The organism is Pseudobutyrivibrio sp. AR14 (genome assembly GCF_900101325.1).
In the GTDB taxonomy this organism is placed as follows: Bacteria; Bacillota; Clostridia; order Lachnospirales; family Lachnospiraceae; genus Pseudobutyrivibrio.
Genome location: NZ_FMUY01000022.1, coordinates 13,118 through 31,773 on the forward strand (window position 1 = coordinate 13,118; position 18,656 = coordinate 31,773).

17 protein-coding genes are annotated in these 18,656 nt (G+C 35.7%); 16 read left to right on the forward strand and 1 reads right to left on the reverse strand.

Going from position 1 to position 18,656, the window contains the following annotated elements; genetic code table 11:
* The first annotated feature begins 10 nt into the window (after positions 1-10).
* From BLP50_RS13465 to BLP50_RS13505, 9 genes are all read left to right on the forward strand, one after another.
* Positions 11-331 (forward strand): nucleotide pyrophosphohydrolase, encoded by a 321-nt coding sequence (locus tag BLP50_RS13465; protein ID WP_090155693.1) that lies wholly within the window; start codon positions 11-13, stop codon positions 329-331.
* 32 nt (positions 332-363) lie between these two features.
* Positions 364-1,170 (forward strand): hypothetical protein, encoded by an 807-nt coding sequence (locus BLP50_RS13470; protein ID WP_090155659.1) that lies wholly within the window; start codon positions 364-366, stop codon positions 1,168-1,170.
* An 89-nt stretch (positions 1,171-1,259) separates the two neighbouring features.
* Positions 1,260-2,492, forward strand: a complete 1,233-nt coding sequence (locus BLP50_RS13475) for a phospholipase D family protein (protein WP_090155661.1) — start codon at positions 1,260-1,262, stop codon at positions 2,490-2,492.
* A 67-nt stretch (positions 2,493-2,559) separates the two neighbouring features.
* Positions 2,560-3,429 carry a hypothetical protein gene (locus BLP50_RS13480; protein ID WP_090155663.1) on the forward strand — a complete coding sequence of 290 codons (870 nt, stop codon included), beginning with the start codon at positions 2,560-2,562 and terminating at the stop codon, positions 3,427-3,429.
* Between the two features lie 14 nt (positions 3,430-3,443).
* On the forward strand, positions 3,444-4,700 hold the full coding sequence (locus BLP50_RS13485; protein ID WP_090155665.1) for a restriction endonuclease: 1,257 nt from the start codon (positions 3,444-3,446) through the stop codon (positions 4,698-4,700).
* Between the two features lie 13 nt (positions 4,701-4,713).
* Entirely contained in the window at positions 4,714-6,222 is a 1,509-nt protein-coding gene (locus tag BLP50_RS13490) for a Sau3AI family type II restriction endonuclease (protein ID WP_090155666.1), read from the forward strand.
* Between the two features lie 234 nt (positions 6,223-6,456).
* Positions 6,457-7,902: a DNA (cytosine-5-)-methyltransferase gene (dcm, locus tag BLP50_RS13495; protein ID WP_090155668.1), complete on the forward strand. Its 1,446-nt coding sequence runs from the start codon at positions 6,457-6,459 to the stop codon at positions 7,900-7,902.
* 212 nt (positions 7,903-8,114) lie between these two features.
* A complete protein-coding gene (locus tag BLP50_RS13500; RefSeq protein ID WP_090155670.1) occupies positions 8,115-8,597 on the forward strand; it encodes a hypothetical protein in 483 nt (160 codons plus the stop codon).
* Between the two features lie 11 nt (positions 8,598-8,608).
* A complete protein-coding gene (locus BLP50_RS13505) occupies positions 8,609-9,694 on the forward strand; it encodes a DGQHR domain-containing protein (protein ID WP_090155672.1) in 1,086 nt (361 codons plus the stop codon).
* Between the two features lie 80 nt (positions 9,695-9,774).
* On the opposite strand, the gene BLP50_RS13510 is transcribed toward BLP50_RS13505, so the two are convergent.
* Positions 9,775-10,431 (reverse strand): hypothetical protein, encoded by a 657-nt coding sequence (locus BLP50_RS13510; RefSeq protein ID WP_090155674.1) that lies wholly within the window; start codon positions 10,429-10,431, stop codon positions 9,775-9,777.
* A 481-nt stretch (positions 10,432-10,912) separates the two neighbouring features.
* On the opposite strand from BLP50_RS13510, the gene BLP50_RS13515 reads away from it, so the two are divergent.
* The 7 genes from BLP50_RS13515 to BLP50_RS13545 all read left to right on the forward strand — a co-directional run bounded on the left by BLP50_RS13515 (position 10,913) and on the right by BLP50_RS13545 (position 18,436).
* Positions 10,913-11,815: an FRG domain-containing protein gene (locus BLP50_RS13515; RefSeq protein WP_176753786.1), complete on the forward strand. Its 903-nt coding sequence runs from the start codon at positions 10,913-10,915 to the stop codon at positions 11,813-11,815.
* A 63-nt stretch (positions 11,816-11,878) separates the two neighbouring features.
* Positions 11,879-12,598 carry a hypothetical protein gene (locus BLP50_RS13520; RefSeq protein ID WP_090155679.1) on the forward strand — a complete coding sequence of 240 codons (720 nt, stop codon included), beginning with the start codon at positions 11,879-11,881 and terminating at the stop codon, positions 12,596-12,598.
* 68 nt (positions 12,599-12,666) lie between these two features.
* Positions 12,667-14,268, forward strand: coding sequence for a hypothetical protein (locus BLP50_RS13525; RefSeq protein WP_090155681.1), 1,602 nt, complete (start codon positions 12,667-12,669; stop codon positions 14,266-14,268).
* 719 nt (positions 14,269-14,987) lie between these two features.
* A complete protein-coding gene (locus BLP50_RS13530; RefSeq protein WP_090155683.1) occupies positions 14,988-15,269 on the forward strand; it encodes an HNH endonuclease in 282 nt (93 codons plus the stop codon).
* 543 nt (positions 15,270-15,812) lie between these two features.
* Positions 15,813-17,096, forward strand: a complete 1,284-nt coding sequence (gene ltrA / locus BLP50_RS13535; protein ID WP_176753787.1) for a group II intron reverse transcriptase/maturase — start codon at positions 15,813-15,815, stop codon at positions 17,094-17,096.
* Positions 17,097-17,287: 191 nt separating this feature from the next.
* The gene (locus BLP50_RS13540; RefSeq protein WP_090155687.1) at positions 17,288-18,013 is read left to right on the forward strand and encodes a hypothetical protein; all 726 of its coding nucleotides are present in this window, start codon (positions 17,288-17,290) and stop codon (positions 18,011-18,013) included.
* Between the two features lie 12 nt (positions 18,014-18,025).
* Positions 18,026-18,436: a peptide deformylase gene (locus tag BLP50_RS13545; RefSeq protein WP_090155689.1), complete on the forward strand. Its 411-nt coding sequence runs from the start codon at positions 18,026-18,028 to the stop codon at positions 18,434-18,436.
* Positions 18,437-18,656: the final 220 nt, after the last annotated feature.

Sequence of the window (18,656 nt, forward strand, 5' to 3'; positions counted from 1 at the left end):
AGGAGAGAATATGAGACAAGAAACAATAGACAGAATAAGAAAATTCACTGAGGACAGAGATTGGGATCAGTTTCATGCACCAGTTCATTTGGCAAAATCTATAATCATTGAAGCAGCTGAATTACTTGAGTGCTTCCAGTGGGATGATGAGAATTTTGACGAGGAGCATGTGAAGGAAGAGCTTGCAGATGTAATGGTATACTGCCAGAATCTCGCAGATAAATTAGGCGTTGATCCTGATGATATTATCAATAAAAAGATGGATCAGAATGAGGCTAAGTATCCGGTAGAGAAGGCTAAGGGGAAGGCTGATAAGTATGATAAGCTGTAATTTAGGTTAATAGAGGAAAAAGGGGAAGTGTTATGCCAGTACATTTAGATTCTTTTATACCAGAAAAGAAAATACAAACAATAATTTCAGGATTGGTATCTATGGTTAATAGTAGTTCTGTTGTATGTGCATCAGAAGATAAAACAATTATTCATTTACAAACAGACTTAATAGATGATGTTAAAAATATGCCTTTTGGAAGAGCAGTTTTTACGTTAAAAGTCGATGATGTATCAAAGAAGACCAATGTTATCGATATTGATATTGTATTAGAAAACAATGAGACGACTAAATTAGATTTTATAAAGAAATTGTCAAAATCATCTGAAGCAAACGAGTATTATGATGCAGATGTTGTTGAAGGTGGAAGAATTCAGATTGAGACAGTTAATAGGAATGCATTTCATGGAGAATTAGAGGGAAAAACTCATGAAGTTAGATTGTCAGCATTCCCGTTTTCAGTAGATGTTTTTGACAGTATGGATGAGATTAATAAGCGTTTCAGTCAGAATTCTAAAATTGAAGATGATGGAACTGAAAGGAAAGTAGCGGGATATGCAGATACATTTGTATGCCCCGGTTCTATATTTCATCTAGGAGTAGAAAGTGATGATACTTTTACATATTTCTTTGGTAGGGTAAGTAATATTAGAAATATTGAATGTAGTAATCTGGGTGAGTCATTCTCTTTTTATATTGTAGATGTTGTAAGTGGCATGGGAAATATTCCGGTTGCAATAAGTCCAGAATGCTTTGATTTGAGAAAGCTTGATATCGGAAAGGTACTTGAAATTCGTGCAGACATTAAAGCTGATTTTATAGATGATGTGAGAAAATAAAAAGTGCCTGGCCCATTATAGAGACATTATAACTAGGTGATAAAATGCAACGGGGCTAGGCACCTATACATATTTGGAAAGGGGATAAAATGGAGTTACTAACAGATAATCACTATGAGAAAATACTAGATTTGTTTGATAGCGTAGAACAGGAAATAAAAATAATAAGTCCGTTTTTATCAATGCCACTGGCAGAAAAACTTGTTCGCGTTGTATCAAAAAAGCACATTAATTGTGTGTTTGTAACTCGTTTTTATCTTGAGGATATGTTTGCTAAAGCAAATAGTATAGATGCAATAAAACTAATGATGGATGCTGGTATTGAAGTATATGCTCTTAAAGGATTACATACAAAATTATATCTTTTTGACAATACAGCGGCAATTATTGGTTCGGCAAATTTTACTACAGGAGGTTTTGCATCTAATATAGAGCTTTCAATTCTCTTTAACGAGAAATCTTTGATAAATGAGGTGCATGCATATTTTAATAATTTACTTGAACAGATACTAGAGACAGGTGAAGGAAAAATGACATATGAGGTGTTGGACTCAGCTAAGGAAAAATATGATTCATTGTTGAGTCTAAAAAAATCAAAAGGCACAAGAAATACCTATATGTATGGAGCTTCTTTGGATAGAAAAACACGATTTGAGACAACTCAAGCTATAGTTGATGAACTTGATAAATGCAGTACTGAGAATAATGATGTTGTTAGCAATATGTTTAAGGAATCTAGTAATAGAGAAAAAGTGATTAATGATTTTACTGCATGGTTAAAGCTAGAAGGCTCTGGAGAGAATAGACTTAATCCAGAAGAAAAATATTACACGAATGTTGTTATTCTTAATGGCGAGAAAGTGTATCCTTTGAATTATACAGCCAGCAAAAAACCTTCAAGTGTTAAAAATGGAGATGTAGCCTATATTGCACCTCTATCTTGTGATAAAAAAGGTAAGAATCAGCCAATAATTGTTGGAAAGGGACGACTTAGAGCGTTTGACAATGGGAATGATGCAACGCTTTATCCGGATTGGATTAAAAAGTATCCATGGATGGAAGAAAAATATCCATGGTATTGTCTGATGAAAGAGCATTTCGTATTAGATACCCAGATAGAAAATGGAATCCCATTGCAAGAGATATGGGATAGATTTGGGTCTGATACCTATGAATCATCGTTTGGTAAAGAAGAGCCTTATGTTGAAGTTGCTAAAAAACATTATGAAAAATGTCATATTCGTTTGTCTGGAAATGCGGCGGAATATATAGACGCTCGCTTAGAAGAATTAAAGAAAAAATATGGTGTGATTGATGATTAGTATTTATTGAATATAACCATATAACAAATTGAATATGTATTGATTAGAAAAGGAATATAATAAGAAAATGGCAAGATTACTTAGTACAGAAGAATTACAAAATGAATTATCGTTCGAGTACAGTAGAGGAATTGTATTGGCTGAGTCAAAAAGATTAAGAAAATACAATGTAGAATCATTTAATCTTTTGTCTCGAGATAAGCTCGAATATAACAAGCGAGAAAGAAGACTTTTACTTTATACTACATTACATAATGAAAACATTTATATTCAATATCCTGGAAAAGAAAGTGATGCAGAAAGAAAGCAAGTGATGCCATTTGATTTTAGGCCTGAATTACAAAAAGCCAATGGGGAGTTTATTCCCGATATTTCTTTTGGCGATATATGGGATATCTTGGATAAGATTGGATCAGAGGCTAAGAAATATTTACCATTTGTAGCTTCGTTGTTTTTACATATGAGTTATATGCATAATTATGAAAATGAGAAATCTTTGTATGAATATGCGGATTTAGATATGAAAAATGGTACTGAAATAGAAAAAGGGAATGTGGAACATGAGTGGTACCGGTTAAATATTTCTGAAGATATATGGTTTACTTTGAATGATAGAATAGGGCCAATTGAGCTTGATAAAAATAACGTTTTTTCTTTTGAGGCTTTCATTAAACTTGTAGATTTATTATTTCAAAATGAGGATTGTAAATACTATTATAAAAATGTAGTTATAGATGGAAAAAGTAAATATAATTTTGAGAATGGTAGAACACAATCAAGCGATACGAACTTATTGATAATTAGCCATTTGGAAGAAAAAACGAAACTATCGTCACTTCTTAATTCTTTCCAAAAAAGCAGAGGTGTTCCAGGGTTTAAGAAGCAAGATTACTCAATTGTGACGAATGATATGGTTATAAATATTGATTTTAACTAATAGGGGATAGTTGGATGGAAGTACAATTTGAGGATTTAGAAAAATCAGATTTATATGTAGATTGCATTTATAAAGGCGGTACTGTGCCAAATATGTCTTCCGAGCCTTTTCATAAGCTGATACCTGGATGCGAAAATGCAGGAGGCTTTAGAAAAAAGCTGCGCGAAGATGGCTCAGGTAAATATGCATATGTTGTACTGTACACTTCCATGGAAGAACTTGAGTGGCCAGATTATCTTGATGAAGAAACCGGTATTTTTAGATACTACGGAGATAATCGTGAGCCAGGACGCGAACTTACAGATACAAAGAAAAAAGGCAATAAAATACTTGAGATGGTCTTTGATTTATTAAATGAAGGAGTGGCGCTAGAAGATATGCCACCATTCTTTATCTTTAAAAAGACTGGAGTAGGTCGTGATATACAGTTCCTTGGTCTGGCTGCTCCTGGTAATCCTAAGATATCTCCAGATAAGGATTTGGTCGCGTTTTGGAGAACAGTTAAGGAAAAACGATTCCAGAACTATGAGGCGTACTTTACTATTCTTGATACAGGAAATAAGCCTATCTACAGGAATTGGATTGAGTCCTTGATTTATGACCACGACAATAGCTTACAGTATGCTCCAGAAGCATGGCAACGCTTTGTGAAACTAGGCCGTAATGGAATTACAGCATTAACAGCACCTAGAATGCATAAGATTCCCACTAGATTTGAGCAGCTTCCAGCTGGAAGTGATACTGAGGGATTGTTATGTCTTGATGCAATTAGGAATCATTATAATGATTTCAGCCAAGGATTTGAGGCGTGTGCCACAAGCATAATTGGTAAGATGGATACTAATTTTGTAGACTTCTCGCTTACTAGACCTTGGCGTGATGGCGGTAGAGATGCACTTGGTTTTTATTCTATTAGTGCAGGTGGTAAAATTAATTCGCCTTTGAAAATTGATTGTGCATTAGAGGCAAAGTGCTATGCTCCTACACATGGTGTAGGAGTTAAGGAAATGTCTCGTCTTATTTCACGTATCAGATATAGGCAGTTTGGAATAATGATAACAACCAGCTACGTAGATAAGCAGGCATATCAAGAAGTAGTTGAGGATGGACATCCAATACTGATAGTTTCGGCAGTTGATATAGCTGGCGTCTTGCGTAAGAATGCAATTAATTCTTCGAATGTAGATGAGTGGTTAAAATCTGTGGATAGCACCGATAAAAGGATAATGGCATATTACCAAGGAATTAAGGATATTATGAGCAATAAATAGTTAGGGGTATTCTATGTTTAGTGATAAACTTGGCTACGATCCAGCTAGCCCAGACAGTATAGAAGAATATGCGAAAAAACTAGAGAACAATACTTTTATAGAGGTTATTAAAGCCAGAGGAATAGAAGAGCAGACTGCTGTTCAGGCTTATGCAAATAAACTTCGTAAAGGCGGATTAGGTAATCTTCTTGAAGAAGTATATTTTGGATATAAGGCCAATTCTAATCAGGAAGCGGATTTTCCTGAGGCTGGGGTTGAGCTAAAAACAACACCATATGAAGTTACCAAGAAGGGCGAATTGCGTGCAGGAGAGCGTCTGGTTCTTACTATGATTAATTACGATGGCCCTGTGGAAATTGATTTCTATAAGTCTCATGCATGGGAGAAGATGCGCCTTATCTTATTAATCTATTATTGGAGAAATAAGATGCTGGAGAGCAATCTTTTATATCCGATTAAGTATGTGAAGATGTTTACTCCTCCTGAAGCAGATTTGGAAATTATAAAGCGTGATTATAATTATATTACAGACCTGATTCAGCAGGGACGGGCACATGAACTTTCTGAGGGTGATACCATGTATCTTGGTGCTTGTACAAAAGGTGCTAATGCGGAAAAGAGCACGGTTCCTCAGTTTTATGGTGATAAGACACCAGCAAGAAAGCGAGCGTTCTGTTTTAAGAATTCTTACATGACATATGTGCTAAATCACTATATTGCTGGTGGCTCAAGCGATAATTCTATTTTGAAAGATGCTTCTGCTTTGAAGGAGAAGTCCTTCGAAGATATTCTTACAGATATTGTTGGCGAATATGTTGGTAAGTCTGATAAGGAATTATGCGAGAAGTTTGGACGGGAGTATAACAATAACAAGGCTCAGTGGAATGACTTAGCATGTAAGATTCTTGGAATCAGGGATGAGCATGCTGATGAGTTTGAAAAGGCCAATATTAAGGTTAAGACTATTCGCGTAGAAGAGAACAATAAGATTGTTGAGAATATGTCTTTCCCACCATTTAAGTTTATGGATTTGGTGGATGAAGAATATGATGAGTCTACTTTACATGATTACTTTGATGAGACACGACTATTCTTTTTTGTATGGAAGAGAGATGGAGATGTTTATCGCGTGAAGGGATGTATGCTTTGGAATATGCCGTACCATGATTTAGATGTTGTAGTGCGCCAGGAGTGGGAGCAGTACAGACGTATCATTCGATACGGAGTAGAGTTTACCAAGCATATTGATTCAAAGGGGAAGATAAGTTTTTCAAATAATCTTCCAAACAAAAGTGAGACAGAGATTATTCACGTTCGCCCTCATGCTACAAAGGCTGCATATCGATTTAACAATGGCGAAGCATATGGGAATGTAGATCGAGACGCAAATGTCTTACCAAATGGTGAATACATGACTACCCAAAGTTTTTGGATTAATAACAGTTATATATTGAAGCAATTAAAGGATTTATTAGAGGATAATAAATATATTAAAGAGATATATAACAGTTCTATTAATTAATAAGCTTGATTGCTGCAGTAGGTATTTTGAATGTTCTAGGCAAAGAAAATGTGTCCATCCAAATTTAGAATATGCAAAGAGCTGTTCTTATCGAAAAAATTTAGAAAACGGGAAAGTTTTCTATTAAGAGAAAAATGATCTTGCAGTATAGTCCAAAATAGATTATTATTATTTTAGAAAAAACAAACGATCGTTCACACATTTGTTCGATCAGGGTATTAAAGGGAGAGAACAGTGGAAAAAACAGTATGTGAGTTATTTGCTGGAGTGGGCGGCTTTAGATGTGGCTTAAATAATATAAACACTTTAGAAGATACTAATAAAGATGAAAAATGGAAGACAGTATGGTTTAGCCAGTGGGAACCAGCTGACAAGAAGACTCAGTGGGCACATAGTTGCTATGTAAATCGATTTGGGGACTGTCCTGATAACAACGGTGAGTATACAACAAATGATGATATAAACACAGTTGATAAATCATCAGTTCCAGATCATAGTTTGCTTGTTGGAGGATTCCCATGTCAGGACTATTCTGTGGCTTCATCGCTAGCTACTTCAAAAGGTCTTGATGGAAAAAAAGGTATTCTATGGTGGGATATCAGAGATATGCTTGAGGCTAAGGAGTCTAAGTTTGTTTTATTAGAAAATGTAGACAGATTGTTAAAGAGTCCAGCGAAGCAACGCGGAAGAGATTTCGGTATTATTTTAGCTTGTTTTAGGGATCTTGATTATACGGTTGAATGGCGAGTTATTAATGCTGCTGAATATGGTTTTCAACAGCGTCGCCGAAGAACTTTTATTTTTGCATATAAGAATACAACAAGTTATGCAGCAAACGCGAAACATGCAGTTAAGTATAACAACATGTTTGGCGAAGAAATGAAACGCAAAAGTATGGTACATCTAATTGAAGAAGAGGGCTTTTTTGCAAAGAGCTTTCCAGTGGATGTAACAGATGGAAAAAAGATTAAATCGGCAGAACTACCAAAAGGAATTGGAGAACTGTCGGATTCATTTTCTTTCAATTTTGAAAACTCTGGAGTAATGAAAGACGGCATCGTTTATACACTCAAGACATTTCCTAAGTACAATGGTAAGCAAATCACATTGGGAGATATCCTTGAAGATGGTGAAGTAGATAAGAGTTTCTTCATATCAGAATCAAAGCTTTATTATACAAGCCCAGATATTCACCATAGCGATGAAACAAAAATGCCGCTTGAACCGGAACAGCGAAAGACATGGCAGTATATTAAAGGCGCAAAAAAGATTAATCGTAAAGCTGCCAATGGCCATGAATACGTATTTTCGGAAGGCCCTGTTCCTATGATTGATGAGTACGATAAGCCAGCTAGAACAATGCTTACCTCTGAAGGTGGATTTAGCAGAACGACACATATCGTAAGAGACAAGATGACTGGCAAGATTAGATTACTTACTCCAGTTGAGATGGAGAGAATTCAAGGATTCCCATCTGATTGGACCAAGGATTGCTTGATTGATGGGGAGCAAGTGCCAATGCCACTGAATAAGCGTAGATTTATGATGGGAAATGCACTTGTTGTAGATTTGATTAAGCAGATGGAACCTGTTTTGGACGAGATTATTTCTGGGGAGCCAGAGATAGAAGTTCAATTTAATATTGCTGAAGGTTTAGAGATTGTGAAAGAATCATTATGAGTATGTAAAAAGATTGCAGAGAAATCTGTAATCTTTTTTTGCAGTATTTTAATGAATCAATATAACAAATATCGTATTTACGGATAAATGCCTTTGAGATATAATAAATATTGTTGTAATGGTTTTGCCAATATAAAAAACTAGAATGGTGTGCTTTTTTGGCATTATATATTGTGACTATATAAATTTTATACTAATCAAGGACTTTTAACATGGAGAATAAAAAAATAAATTTTGATTGGTTACAAGCATGGCTTTGGCCTTCCATTAAAGAACTATTTATAAGCTATCTTTCAATAATTGCTGCTTTTATTGCACTGAGATTGATTGGTGACTCATGTGAACAAATAATACATCGTAATGATATATTAGCCAGTATTATTATTACAGCAGTGTGTATAGCATGGCAAGGAAGAAAAACTAATAAATATAAAATTCCGCGAGATATCGGTGCGGCTATTGGAATTTTAGGCATTATATCTTATGTGCTATTAACAATACTTCCGCATAAAGGAATTAATATACATCTTAATTATTGTCTGACTTTTTGGATTAGTATTCTCTGCGTTTTAGTATCTATAGTTTTGGTATTGCTTTTTAATTATGATGCAGAGGCGAAAAAAAGACAGGAAGCGGCTAGTTCTGCACGTAGTACGACAGAGGAAACTGTTGGTGATAAGAATATAAAATTGTAAGGTGATTTAATATGAGAATAAAAGTAATTAGAATAGAGCAGCCTATCGGATTTTTTTATATCGGCAAAATGCAAGCAGAGGATTTATTACAGTTAGCTAAAGCTGACATTGCGGATATGAATAAATACACGGATATAGATGATGAAGAATTTTACATAGGTGGGCAGCGACAGTTAATAAAGCGAAAAGTTGAGCAAATAAAAAGATATGTGAGAACATCTGGTGCAACTTTTCCTGCATCTATTATTTTAAACCTTAATAAGAAGTACTTAGTTAAAGAGTCAGATGATGAGTTGATAATTGAAGATAATGAGAATGCATTTCAATTAATAGACGGACAGCATAGACTGTCAGGACTTGAAGGATTAGGAAGACCATTTGAAATGCCAATATCTATTTTTGTTGGCTTAGATGAGGCAAAGACGTCTAGAATTTTTACAACGATTAACACTACACAAACGAAAGTTAATCCTTCTTTGAGTTTGTATCTTGAAGCCAATGATCCTGTGTGGACTCCGAGAACAATGGTTGTAAAAGTGGCTAATTTTTTTGCAACTGATGTGAAATCGCCTTTATATAAGAAAATTAAATTTAATATTCAAAATGATATAGTAGATAACAGTGAATCAACAATAAGCTTACAGACTTTTGGAAAAGCAATTTTGGATATGGTATATGACGATAATTATTTTTATGAAGTACGGGATATTAGTGAAAGAGATGAATTGGGGCTAATTGATAAGAGTAACTTTAAAGCAGATATTCTATGGCCATACTATGTAGAACACAAAGAAAATGCATTGTATAAAGTTTTATATAATTATTTTAGTTCAATTTCTACTATTTTTTCTCCTGAGTGGAAGGACAAGAAAGCAATTTTGGTGAAAACTACAGGTTATAATGCATTTATGAAATTGTTTAGGGAACTATATGAGATTGGATATGAGGAAGGGGATCTTTCAAAAGAGTTTTTCGAAAGGTATTTATGTAAAGCAAGTGGTATGAGTGGAACCTTTAATACTAATTATTATGGTGGATCTGGATGGCAGCCAACAAATGAGTTGTATGCAGAATTAAAAAAACGTATTTTGGAGTGAGAAATGTTTTGAAATCATTTCTTATCTGGCCCTGACGATTGGTCAGGGCTTTATTTGACAGAAAATACTCTGCTTGTTTATTATCCATTGTGGATACGTTGTCTTGAATAAGCTTCAGCGTAATACTGTGGAATATCTTCGAGCTCCCATAACGTAGGGACTTGTCTACCATGATTGTTTGCTCTAATACAAACAACATCAATACTTTGTAAAACATTTTGAGTGCGAGTTGCAGCAAGTGCTTCGGCGTATCTGCAAAAAGCTAAAAGTCTGCCAAAGCGTTTTATAGAACCATCAGGATTATAATCCAAAGGATAATTAATATCTTCTTGCAGTGATACCCAGAATAGAATTTTTCTCAAATTGTTTTTGTAGTCATTATCATCAGGATGGTAATACAATCCTTCATAGTAAACTTCTATGAGAATTGCCAAGCATTCATCGTAGTTTATTATGTTAGTGGTAATATATTTATAAATTAATCGACAGATATCGGCATGGCTAACAGGTTCTCTATCGTTTTCAAATTTGTAATCTATAATGCCTCTGTTAATATTAGTTTTTCGGCCGGGCAGCCAAAGCTTTATATGAGAATCTAGAGTTACACTGAATTCATGAATATGAGACAAAGGGTTATCCTTTATTTCTGTTGGAAGAGTATTAAACTGTTCGATAATGAAGCTTTTGCCAGCGTTAACACTCATAGTTAGTTCTCTGTTGTTAATAAAATAGTCCATTAGGTCTCTCCTTTTGTGTACAATATTATATTAAGTATACATTAGTTATAAAGAAATTTTAAGAATAATTATTTCGGTGAAATTATTAATGGAAAATGGAAATTAAGGTACCTGACCTCATTACAGATGAAAATGATTATTAAAACAAATCTAAGAACTCTTTATTATTGTTATCGTATTTACGGATTTGAATTGTTGGGTGTTATATAGAATATATATTATTGGATGAAAAAGTTAATTAATAAGAGGGAGTAATACTGAAAATTGACTTGCATTGTCATAAGCTTAAAAGTGCCTGACTCCATTATAGAAATATTATAATTAGGTAATAAAAATGCAATGGAGTCAGGCTCCTATACATGAGCGTTTACGCAAGAAGAAAATATATAATCCTAAGTCTGGTGTCATGTATGAGGCTACACCTGGGACTTATGTTGAGGATGTATATGCTAAACCGATAGATTGATTGAGGGGGACAATGATGTATACAGTATCAGTTAGTGACGTGTCAAACTTTATTAAGGCAATAACAGTTGCAAATGAGCAGGATGGGAGTGATAAATTTTTCAGACCCAAAGAGTTGTTGTTTAGAGGACAGTCTGATGTTGCGTATGAATTGATTCCATCATTAGGCAGATACAAAGGGAAACATGAGAATTTAGGTTTTGTTGAACGTAATATGATTGAGACTGCAAAGTATAGAATGCCAAATGTGTTTACAAAGGATTTAGAGCCGTTAGAATTATTAAGTTTGCTACAACATTATGGTATTCCAACGAGATTAATGGATATTACAGAGAATGCTTTAGTTGCATTGTTTTTTGCATGTGAAGGTAGTCCAGATAAAGATGGTGAAGTATTTATATTTAAGAATTTTGTAGATGATGTTGTGGATTATCCAATAGTAAATGCGATTGCGGATTCTTATAGGTTTACACAAGGTTCTTTTCATTTTCTAAGTTCGTTTTATCTAGATGTAATTCAGCAACCATATTTTTTAGAGCAAAAGAATGCGAATGATATTTGTCATAAGGATGCAAATGAAGGCGGTAAGTGGATAGAAGAGTGTTGCAAAACGCCAATTTTTGTGAGGGCATCCCACATACTTCAGAGACAACAAATACAGCGTGGAAGATATATTTTGTTTCATAATGAAATCTCGGGAACTAATGGAGATGCATCTGGTTGTTTTTATCCGAGAATCATGCCTATGTCTAAAGATGATGATTGCATCATTGGTAGAATCACAATTCAAGCAGAGAATAAGGTTAAGATTTTACAAGAGATGAAAATCCTTGGTATAGATAGAGGAATGTTGTTTGCAGATAGTATTGATATTTCCTGTGAAGAGATAAAAAATGATTTCTTCTTTAGAAAACCATAGATTAATTGAGGTTTTGTTTGGGAATAACTCATGATTTAATACTAACAATAAAGGACGAGAAATATGATAGAAAAATATATTGAAAAAACAAAATCGCAAAGTATTAAGAACTGGTGGGTGAGCATAATTACAATTTTAGCTTTTGCAGCTATATGTTTATGTGAAAAATGCACTATTTCTTTGCATCTTGGAATAAGATCAATAGTTGAAAATATCGCGATATCTATATTAGCTGCCGGTATATACTATTTATTTTCTGAGGTTATATATGCTAAAAGAATGAAAAGAAAAATGGCAGGGATTGTTAATGAATATTATCGAAACTTTGCAGAAGATTTAAAAGACCTTTTCTGGGCTATAACTGGGGAAAAAGAATGGTATAAAGACAGCAAACCGACCACAGGTATGAATAAAAGCGGATGGTATGATGAAAAATTACTTGCTTTTGTTGAAAGTGAAGGTGAGCAGTACTGTTGTACTAATCGAATAGGGCTGCTTTCTTTAGCAATTACTAACATTGAATTATCTATTGCTAATATTGAAGGCATATTAGAGTGGTGTGATGCTAAGGAAGTGAAATATGTTTTTGATTTCTACAATTCTTTCTTGTATAAAAGACTTAGATTAATGAAAAACCTTCCAGAAGATGAACCAGTGGATTTTGAAAATTCACTTTCAGGAAATAAATTACAAGAAGTCGAATCGTTGATGAAAATTAAGGAGAATCAGAGTTTAACACAGGATTTATCTAAATTTGTTAGTAAGTATTATCATGTGAAGTAGATCGCCGGCTATAGATAGAGAAATTGTTTGTATAAGAATCAGAACTACTATTGAGAAAAGGAGAAATTGTGGCATTTATTACTGAAAATAAACCGGGGGACTGGCCAGCAAACTCCAGAGAGTATAAACTGGATTGTATTTGGGATATGTTGGATAAATTTGAAGATAACCCATCATATAAAACAAGAGAAGTTCTTTTAGCACTTGTAAGTGATAATGATTTAAATCAATATTCATCAATAGGGAGGTTTCGATTTTCTGAATATGAAGTTGAATTAATTAATCTTATTTATTTAAGAGCAGCACAGTTTCAAATTAATGCGGTAAAAGTTTATCTTTATGACTTGATTACAGAGGCAACCAGGCTGCAGAAAATATACTCTTGGATGAATCCTATTGTGGGAGAAGGGAAAGAAGCAGGGTATAGTATAGAAGTATATGAGAATGGTCTTCGACTTGAGTTAAAGCTATATCATTTTGCATATCAGAAATATACGGTTGAAAAAACAAAATCATTTGCGGAGCAGTTATTGGATGTAGTTGAAGAAATATACAATGCCTGTTCTTCTGAAGATGAAATTGATTCTATCGCATATGCATATTCTGCGATGCTCAATGATATTAGTTATATGCGGGGCAGTAAGAAAGAAAAGATTTGGCAATTTAATAGAGAAGACTTATTGAAAATTCTAAAGTTAGAGGCTGACATTTTATGCAAGAATAATCAGAATCCAACAATCCGACCGACACGCGGTGTTTTAATGACGCAAATAAGCAATTTTATTCTTAAGTCACGAAATAACTATAATCAAGATTATATCTGTAAATATATATCTAAAGAAGTAGCTAAGAGCACTGTGGGCAACCTAGAAATATGGATGGGAAAAACAGAAAATCTTAATGATAAGCGCGAACAAAAAGTTGTGCCAGAGTTGTTCGAAGATGTGAGTTGGATAGATTATGAATGGGCAAAAAATATAGATTTTACACCTTGTAGAACATATTATGTTTCATCTTTTAGCAAGTCTATTAATGCTAATAACATGAAAGATGGCTATGGAGAGTGCCTATATGGATATAAAAACGATCGAATAGTAGATTTGATAGGTCCATTAATGATGCGAACATTTGTAAATAGGGATGGTTGTGATGATGATTTGCCAGACAAAAAAGACTTACCTGCCATATCCCAAGTTATTGCTTTTGACGTTCTATATGATATCGATGAAGCAAAAGAAGAGCTTAAATATCTATTTGAAGTTATAGATGCTTTTGATATCAGCGACGATGAAAAACACCTTTTTCTACAGGAAATATTGCAATATTGGATATTATCTGTCAAAGATAGTTCGTGGAGTGATGAAAGAGAGCGTAGGTATGTTTTATTTCTGTATGAAGGCTACAATTATTTGGAAACTGTAGTTGAGGATGGATTTTTAAAAGAAAAAACATCGTTATTTATGCTTCCAGATTTTATCTTGGGTGAAAATCCGGTGCGAAATATTGTAAAAAAGCAAATGGAAGCTAAACAAAAAGCAACAATGTCAAAAGAATATTTGCATTGTAGAGATTGTCTTGTTCAGGATTACGATTTTATATCAAGTATGAATCAAAAAGAACGTAAATGTCCTGTATGTGGTTCCCTGAACGTAGATATTATTTATAGATAAGGTTGTTAAAATTGAAGGTCGCACGAAGTCTACATGACTATAGGCGGTGATATTATTGATGAACAGAGACTCGAAAAGAAGAGGTGTAGCTTCATAATTATTGTAAACGATAAACCATAGGTACCGTTTACTAAAGGATAACGGTGTCCAATAAATCAGTTGGTTTTGTGAACATTTCTATAGCAAGTCTATTAATAATTAAAGAAATCGTATTCTGGGAGAGTATCAGCAGTATCTGATATCCTGGAGTACGCTATTTCTGTTCAAATAATTCGTTAAGCCTTTATTGGACAGTAACAAAACAATCGTTCCTTTGTATTTCTAATAAATATAAGTTTTTTATGTGGTTCATCGTTTAACCTTTCTGCCAGTTGCCTTTACAATTTTTAAAATACTTGTTAAAATGCAAGCGAACGAGTCAAACGGTTAATAGTTACTATTTAGCGATTGTGATTATATATTATTGTTGTCTCGTTCTTTTTTTATCTTACTTGAACACATTGGTGGAAGACATTAGATAATGTAAACAACCAGTTGTTGCCATTTTTCATATCAATTATAATAGAATCGACATTAGGAAAGGAGGAATTGCCTATGTACAATACCTCAAAATCCCTCCAGGAGATGGAGGCCTAATCTCGATTCGCGGGTTGAAGCGAAGCTTGCCCGCTCTTATATATTAGCTGCAGGGCGTGCTCTGCAGCACTTTTTATAAACACATGAAAAGAAGAAAACGTAAAGAGAATCTCAAGAATTTAATATGGGCCAAAACAAATGGCATCTGTGCCAAGTGCGGTAGAGCAGTTGAGGTAGATAAACGAACCATTGATCACTTCATACCTAAATATCATGGTGGCACAGATGATATTAGAAATCTCATTCCTCTGTGCAAGGCGTGTAATAGAGCCAAGAGTTCTAGACTTATGAGCATAGAGGAATGCTGTCCATTTTTGGATGAGGAATATACAATAGAGATTCGTAAATACGTTGGAAAGAAGTAATCCATCGGCGAAGCCGATTACAATCCTTCCTTGCGGGCGCTAGCCCGTGGTCTGGTTTGCGCGCCATGGGCGCGCTCTAAAGGGTGAAAGTCCCAAACACGCCCAGATAGTGGGAAGTGTATAGCTGAACGGCAAGGGTGTCCATCGCGAGGTGGAATCTGAAGGAAGCCGTAGGCAAATCTCTGGTCCGACGTACAGAAATCACATATAAGGCTATGCTACGAGAGATAAGTTGGCCAGACACAACGAAGTCTAATTACTATCACCTTTGTAGTAGCAGAGTAAATGTGGCGGATATATGGAGAGAAAGAGTGCGTACCTTAAGCGTGGAGGTCTCACGGAGGTTTCATTAGCCTAGTAACAACGAACCGTGAGAAGTCAGCAGAACCCATAGTAGTGAAGAAGTCTCTGTAATGGAGATGGAGCGAAGGGGTGAACAATCAATAAGTTTGAGTATGTCTCGTTTTGCAGAGATGACAACATCTGCCGTAACCAATCGGGATAAAGATGGTCAAATCAAGCGAGGCGAAAAGGAAAGAACACATGGACACAAGTAATCTAATGGAGCAGATTCTATCTAGCGATAATCTCAACAGAGCGTATCTGCAAGTTGTACGTAACAAGGGTGCAGAGGGAGTGGACGGAATGAAGTACACAGAACTCAAAGAGCACCTTGAGTTAAACGGCGAAATCATCAAGGAACAGTTGAGGACTAGAAAGTACAAACCTCAGCCAGTATTAAGAGTGGAGATACCTAAGCCAAACGGAAGTGTCAGAAACTTAGGAGTACCTACAGTAACAGACAGATTTGTACAGCAAGCCATTGCACAGGTGCTTACACCAATCTTTGAAGAGCAATTCCATGACCATAGTTATGGATTTAGACCTAACAGAAGTGCACACCAAGCAATCTATACCGCACTAGACATAATGAATAGTGGCAATGATTGGATTGTAGACATTGACTTGGAAAAATTCTTTGACACAGTGAATCATGACAAGCTTATGACCATCATAGGTAGGACTATCAAAGATGGAGATGTAATCTCCATTATTAGAAAGTTCCTAGTCAGTGGAATTATGATTGATGATGAGTTCGAAGATTCGGTGGTGGGAACTCCTCAGGGAGGAAATCTATCGCCGTTATTAGCGAACATCATGCTCAATGAACTGGATAAGGAGATGGAAAAGCGAGGGCTTAACTTTGTACGCTATGCGGACGACTGTATAATCATGGTTGGTAGTGAAATGGCTGCTAACAGAGTCATGAGAAATATCTCACGTTTCATCGAGGAGAAACTAAGCCTTAAGGTCAATGTAACGAAGAGCAAAGTCGACAAACCGCAAGGGATAAAATATCTCGGGTTTGGATTTTTCTTAGACGACAAGACACTTCAATATAAGGCTATGCCACATGCAAAAGCTGTAGAAAGCTTCAAGAGTAAGATGAGGTCAATCACCTGTCGTAGTTGGGGCGTTAGTAACAGCTACAAAGTGGAGAGATTAAACCAACTCATTAAAGGTTGGATTAATTACTTCAAGATAGGAAGTATGAGGAACATTTGCGAGAAACTTGATAGAAACATTAGGTACAGGCTTCGTATGTGCATTTGGAAACATTGGAAAACTCCACGTAAAAGAGCCAAGAATCTGATGAAGCTAGGTGTCAGTAGACGCCTAGCTTACAGTACAGCATATGCAGGGCATCATGTGGCTAAGGTATGTAAGAGTCTTGCGGTTTCTCTCGCAATTAATAACAAAAGACTTGCCTCATTCGGTTTAGTCTCAATGTTAGACTACTACAATGAAAAGAGTGTCACTTGTTAAGTTGATTGAACCGCCGTGTACCGAACGGTACGCACGGTGGTGTGAGAGGTCGGCGGTCAAAGACCGCCTCCTACTCGATTGGAGCTCGGGCAGACCTGCGAGTGGAGCGAGCTGCTAGGAATGGTAAAATATGCATGAGATACAGCATTTAAGTGCTGGGGAGTTGAGTTTATGAAAAAGGAGATTTTGAAATGAAGAAGAGAGTAATTGTAACTGTTTTGATGGTATCAATGCTGGTTGGATGCAAAACTGCGTCTAAGGAAGAAGCAGCAATAGAGCCGGAAGAAGTCAGTGTAGAGGAAAGCACTGAAGAGGTGGATGAGGCAGAAGAAAGAGAAGACGAGGGCGTTGAGACAGAGGAATCTTGGCGGGAGGCTTATTATGATTATCTGACCACAAATGAGGATGTAGCACCAGATGAAACGGGCAATCATGGATTACAAGTAACAATGATTTATTTAGATGACGATGATGTACCGGAGTTATTTATAGACACGGGATTTGAGGCCGGTGGAGAGATTATTGCAACTTATTACGATGGTGAAGTGGTAAGCTACAATTTTCCACGACTAGGTTCACAGTACATCGAAAGAAGTGGGCTTGTCTATACAAATACTGGGCATATGGATTACTACCCATTAACTATTACCAAGTTGGAAGATGGTGAGTTTAGGGAAATTGGTGTTGGATTAGCCTATCTTAGTGAGGCAGACAGGGAGCATTTGATTGCCGATGAGAATTATCCATATATATTGACTTATGAGTGGGAAGATGAGCTTGTGAGTGAAGAGCAGTTTAATGCTAATGTTGCTGAGATTTATGATATGGAGCAGAGCGTGTATCCGGAGGAGTACGTTCCGTATGATGAGTTTTTGAAGGGGCTGAGGGAAGAGAAATTAGAAGAGGCCAATTATTAAGTGAGGTTATAGATGGTAAAAAAGATAGTAAGAGATCCACTTTTCCTACAGCAAAAATCTGAGCCAGCCACAGAGGCGGATGCTCAGGTGATTGTGGATTTGATGGATACATTAAAAGCAAATTTGGATAGATGCGTTGGCATGGCTGCTAACATGATTGGAGTGAAGAAGCAGATTATTGTTGTAGCTGCCGGTCCATTTATATTTCCCATGGTTAATCCTGTGATTACTGCAAAGAGTGGGAAGTATGAGACGGAAGAGAGCTGCCTATCGCTAGATGGAGTCCGTCCATGTGTGAGATACAAGGAAATCGAGGTGGATTACCTGGACCAGAACTTTAGGCCACAGCATGGCAAGTACACAGGATTCACAGCCCAGATTATACAGCACGAGATACAGCATTTTAGTGGGGAGTTGATTTAGGGGAAGAGGCGTAGGCTACGGAAAAGCGATAAAGGAATAGAAGATAAAACAAACAAAAAATCGAACAGAAAACGATTGTATGTTCTGGCTTCCTATGCTATAATCATTCTATAAGTTATACAGAAAGAGAAATATCAATGGGAAGTAAGGATGTGCAGACTAAGAAGTACATGAGGAATCCGCAGATATTTGCGGATTTTTTCAATGGCTACCTATATGA

Bases quoted from the DNA above. Each gene is read 5' to 3' on its own strand.
- BLP50_RS13465 (WP_090155693.1), top strand. From the start codon at position 11: ATGAGACAAGAAACAATAGACAGAATAAGAAAATTCACTGAGGACAGA.
- BLP50_RS13470 (WP_090155659.1), top strand. From the start codon at position 364: ATGCCAGTACATTTAGATTCTTTTATACCAGAAAAGAAAATACAAACA.
- BLP50_RS13475 (WP_090155661.1), top strand. From the start codon at position 1,260: ATGGAGTTACTAACAGATAATCACTATGAGAAAATACTAGATTTGTTT.
- BLP50_RS13480 (WP_090155663.1), top strand. From the start codon at position 2,560: ATGGCAAGATTACTTAGTACAGAAGAATTACAAAATGAATTATCGTTC.
- BLP50_RS13485 (WP_090155665.1), top strand. From the start codon at position 3,444: ATGGAAGTACAATTTGAGGATTTAGAAAAATCAGATTTATATGTAGAT.
- BLP50_RS13490 (WP_090155666.1), top strand. From the start codon at position 4,714: ATGTTTAGTGATAAACTTGGCTACGATCCAGCTAGCCCAGACAGTATA.
- BLP50_RS13500 (WP_090155670.1), top strand. From the start codon at position 8,115: ATGGAGAATAAAAAAATAAATTTTGATTGGTTACAAGCATGGCTTTGG.
- BLP50_RS13505 (WP_090155672.1), top strand. From the start codon at position 8,609: ATGAGAATAAAAGTAATTAGAATAGAGCAGCCTATCGGATTTTTTTAT.
- BLP50_RS13510 (WP_090155674.1), bottom strand. From the start codon at position 10,431: ATGGACTATTTTATTAACAACAGAGAACTAACTATGAGTGTTAACGCT.
- BLP50_RS13515 (WP_176753786.1), top strand. From the start codon at position 10,913: ATGTATACAGTATCAGTTAGTGACGTGTCAAACTTTATTAAGGCAATA.
- BLP50_RS13520 (WP_090155679.1), top strand. From the start codon at position 11,879: ATGATAGAAAAATATATTGAAAAAACAAAATCGCAAAGTATTAAGAAC.
- BLP50_RS13530 (WP_090155683.1), top strand. From the start codon at position 14,988: ATGAAAAGAAGAAAACGTAAAGAGAATCTCAAGAATTTAATATGGGCC.
- ltrA (WP_176753787.1), top strand. From the start codon at position 15,813: ATGGACACAAGTAATCTAATGGAGCAGATTCTATCTAGCGATAATCTC.
- BLP50_RS13540 (WP_090155687.1), top strand. From the start codon at position 17,288: ATGAAGAAGAGAGTAATTGTAACTGTTTTGATGGTATCAATGCTGGTT.
- BLP50_RS13545 (WP_090155689.1), top strand. From the start codon at position 18,026: ATGGTAAAAAAGATAGTAAGAGATCCACTTTTCCTACAGCAAAAATCT.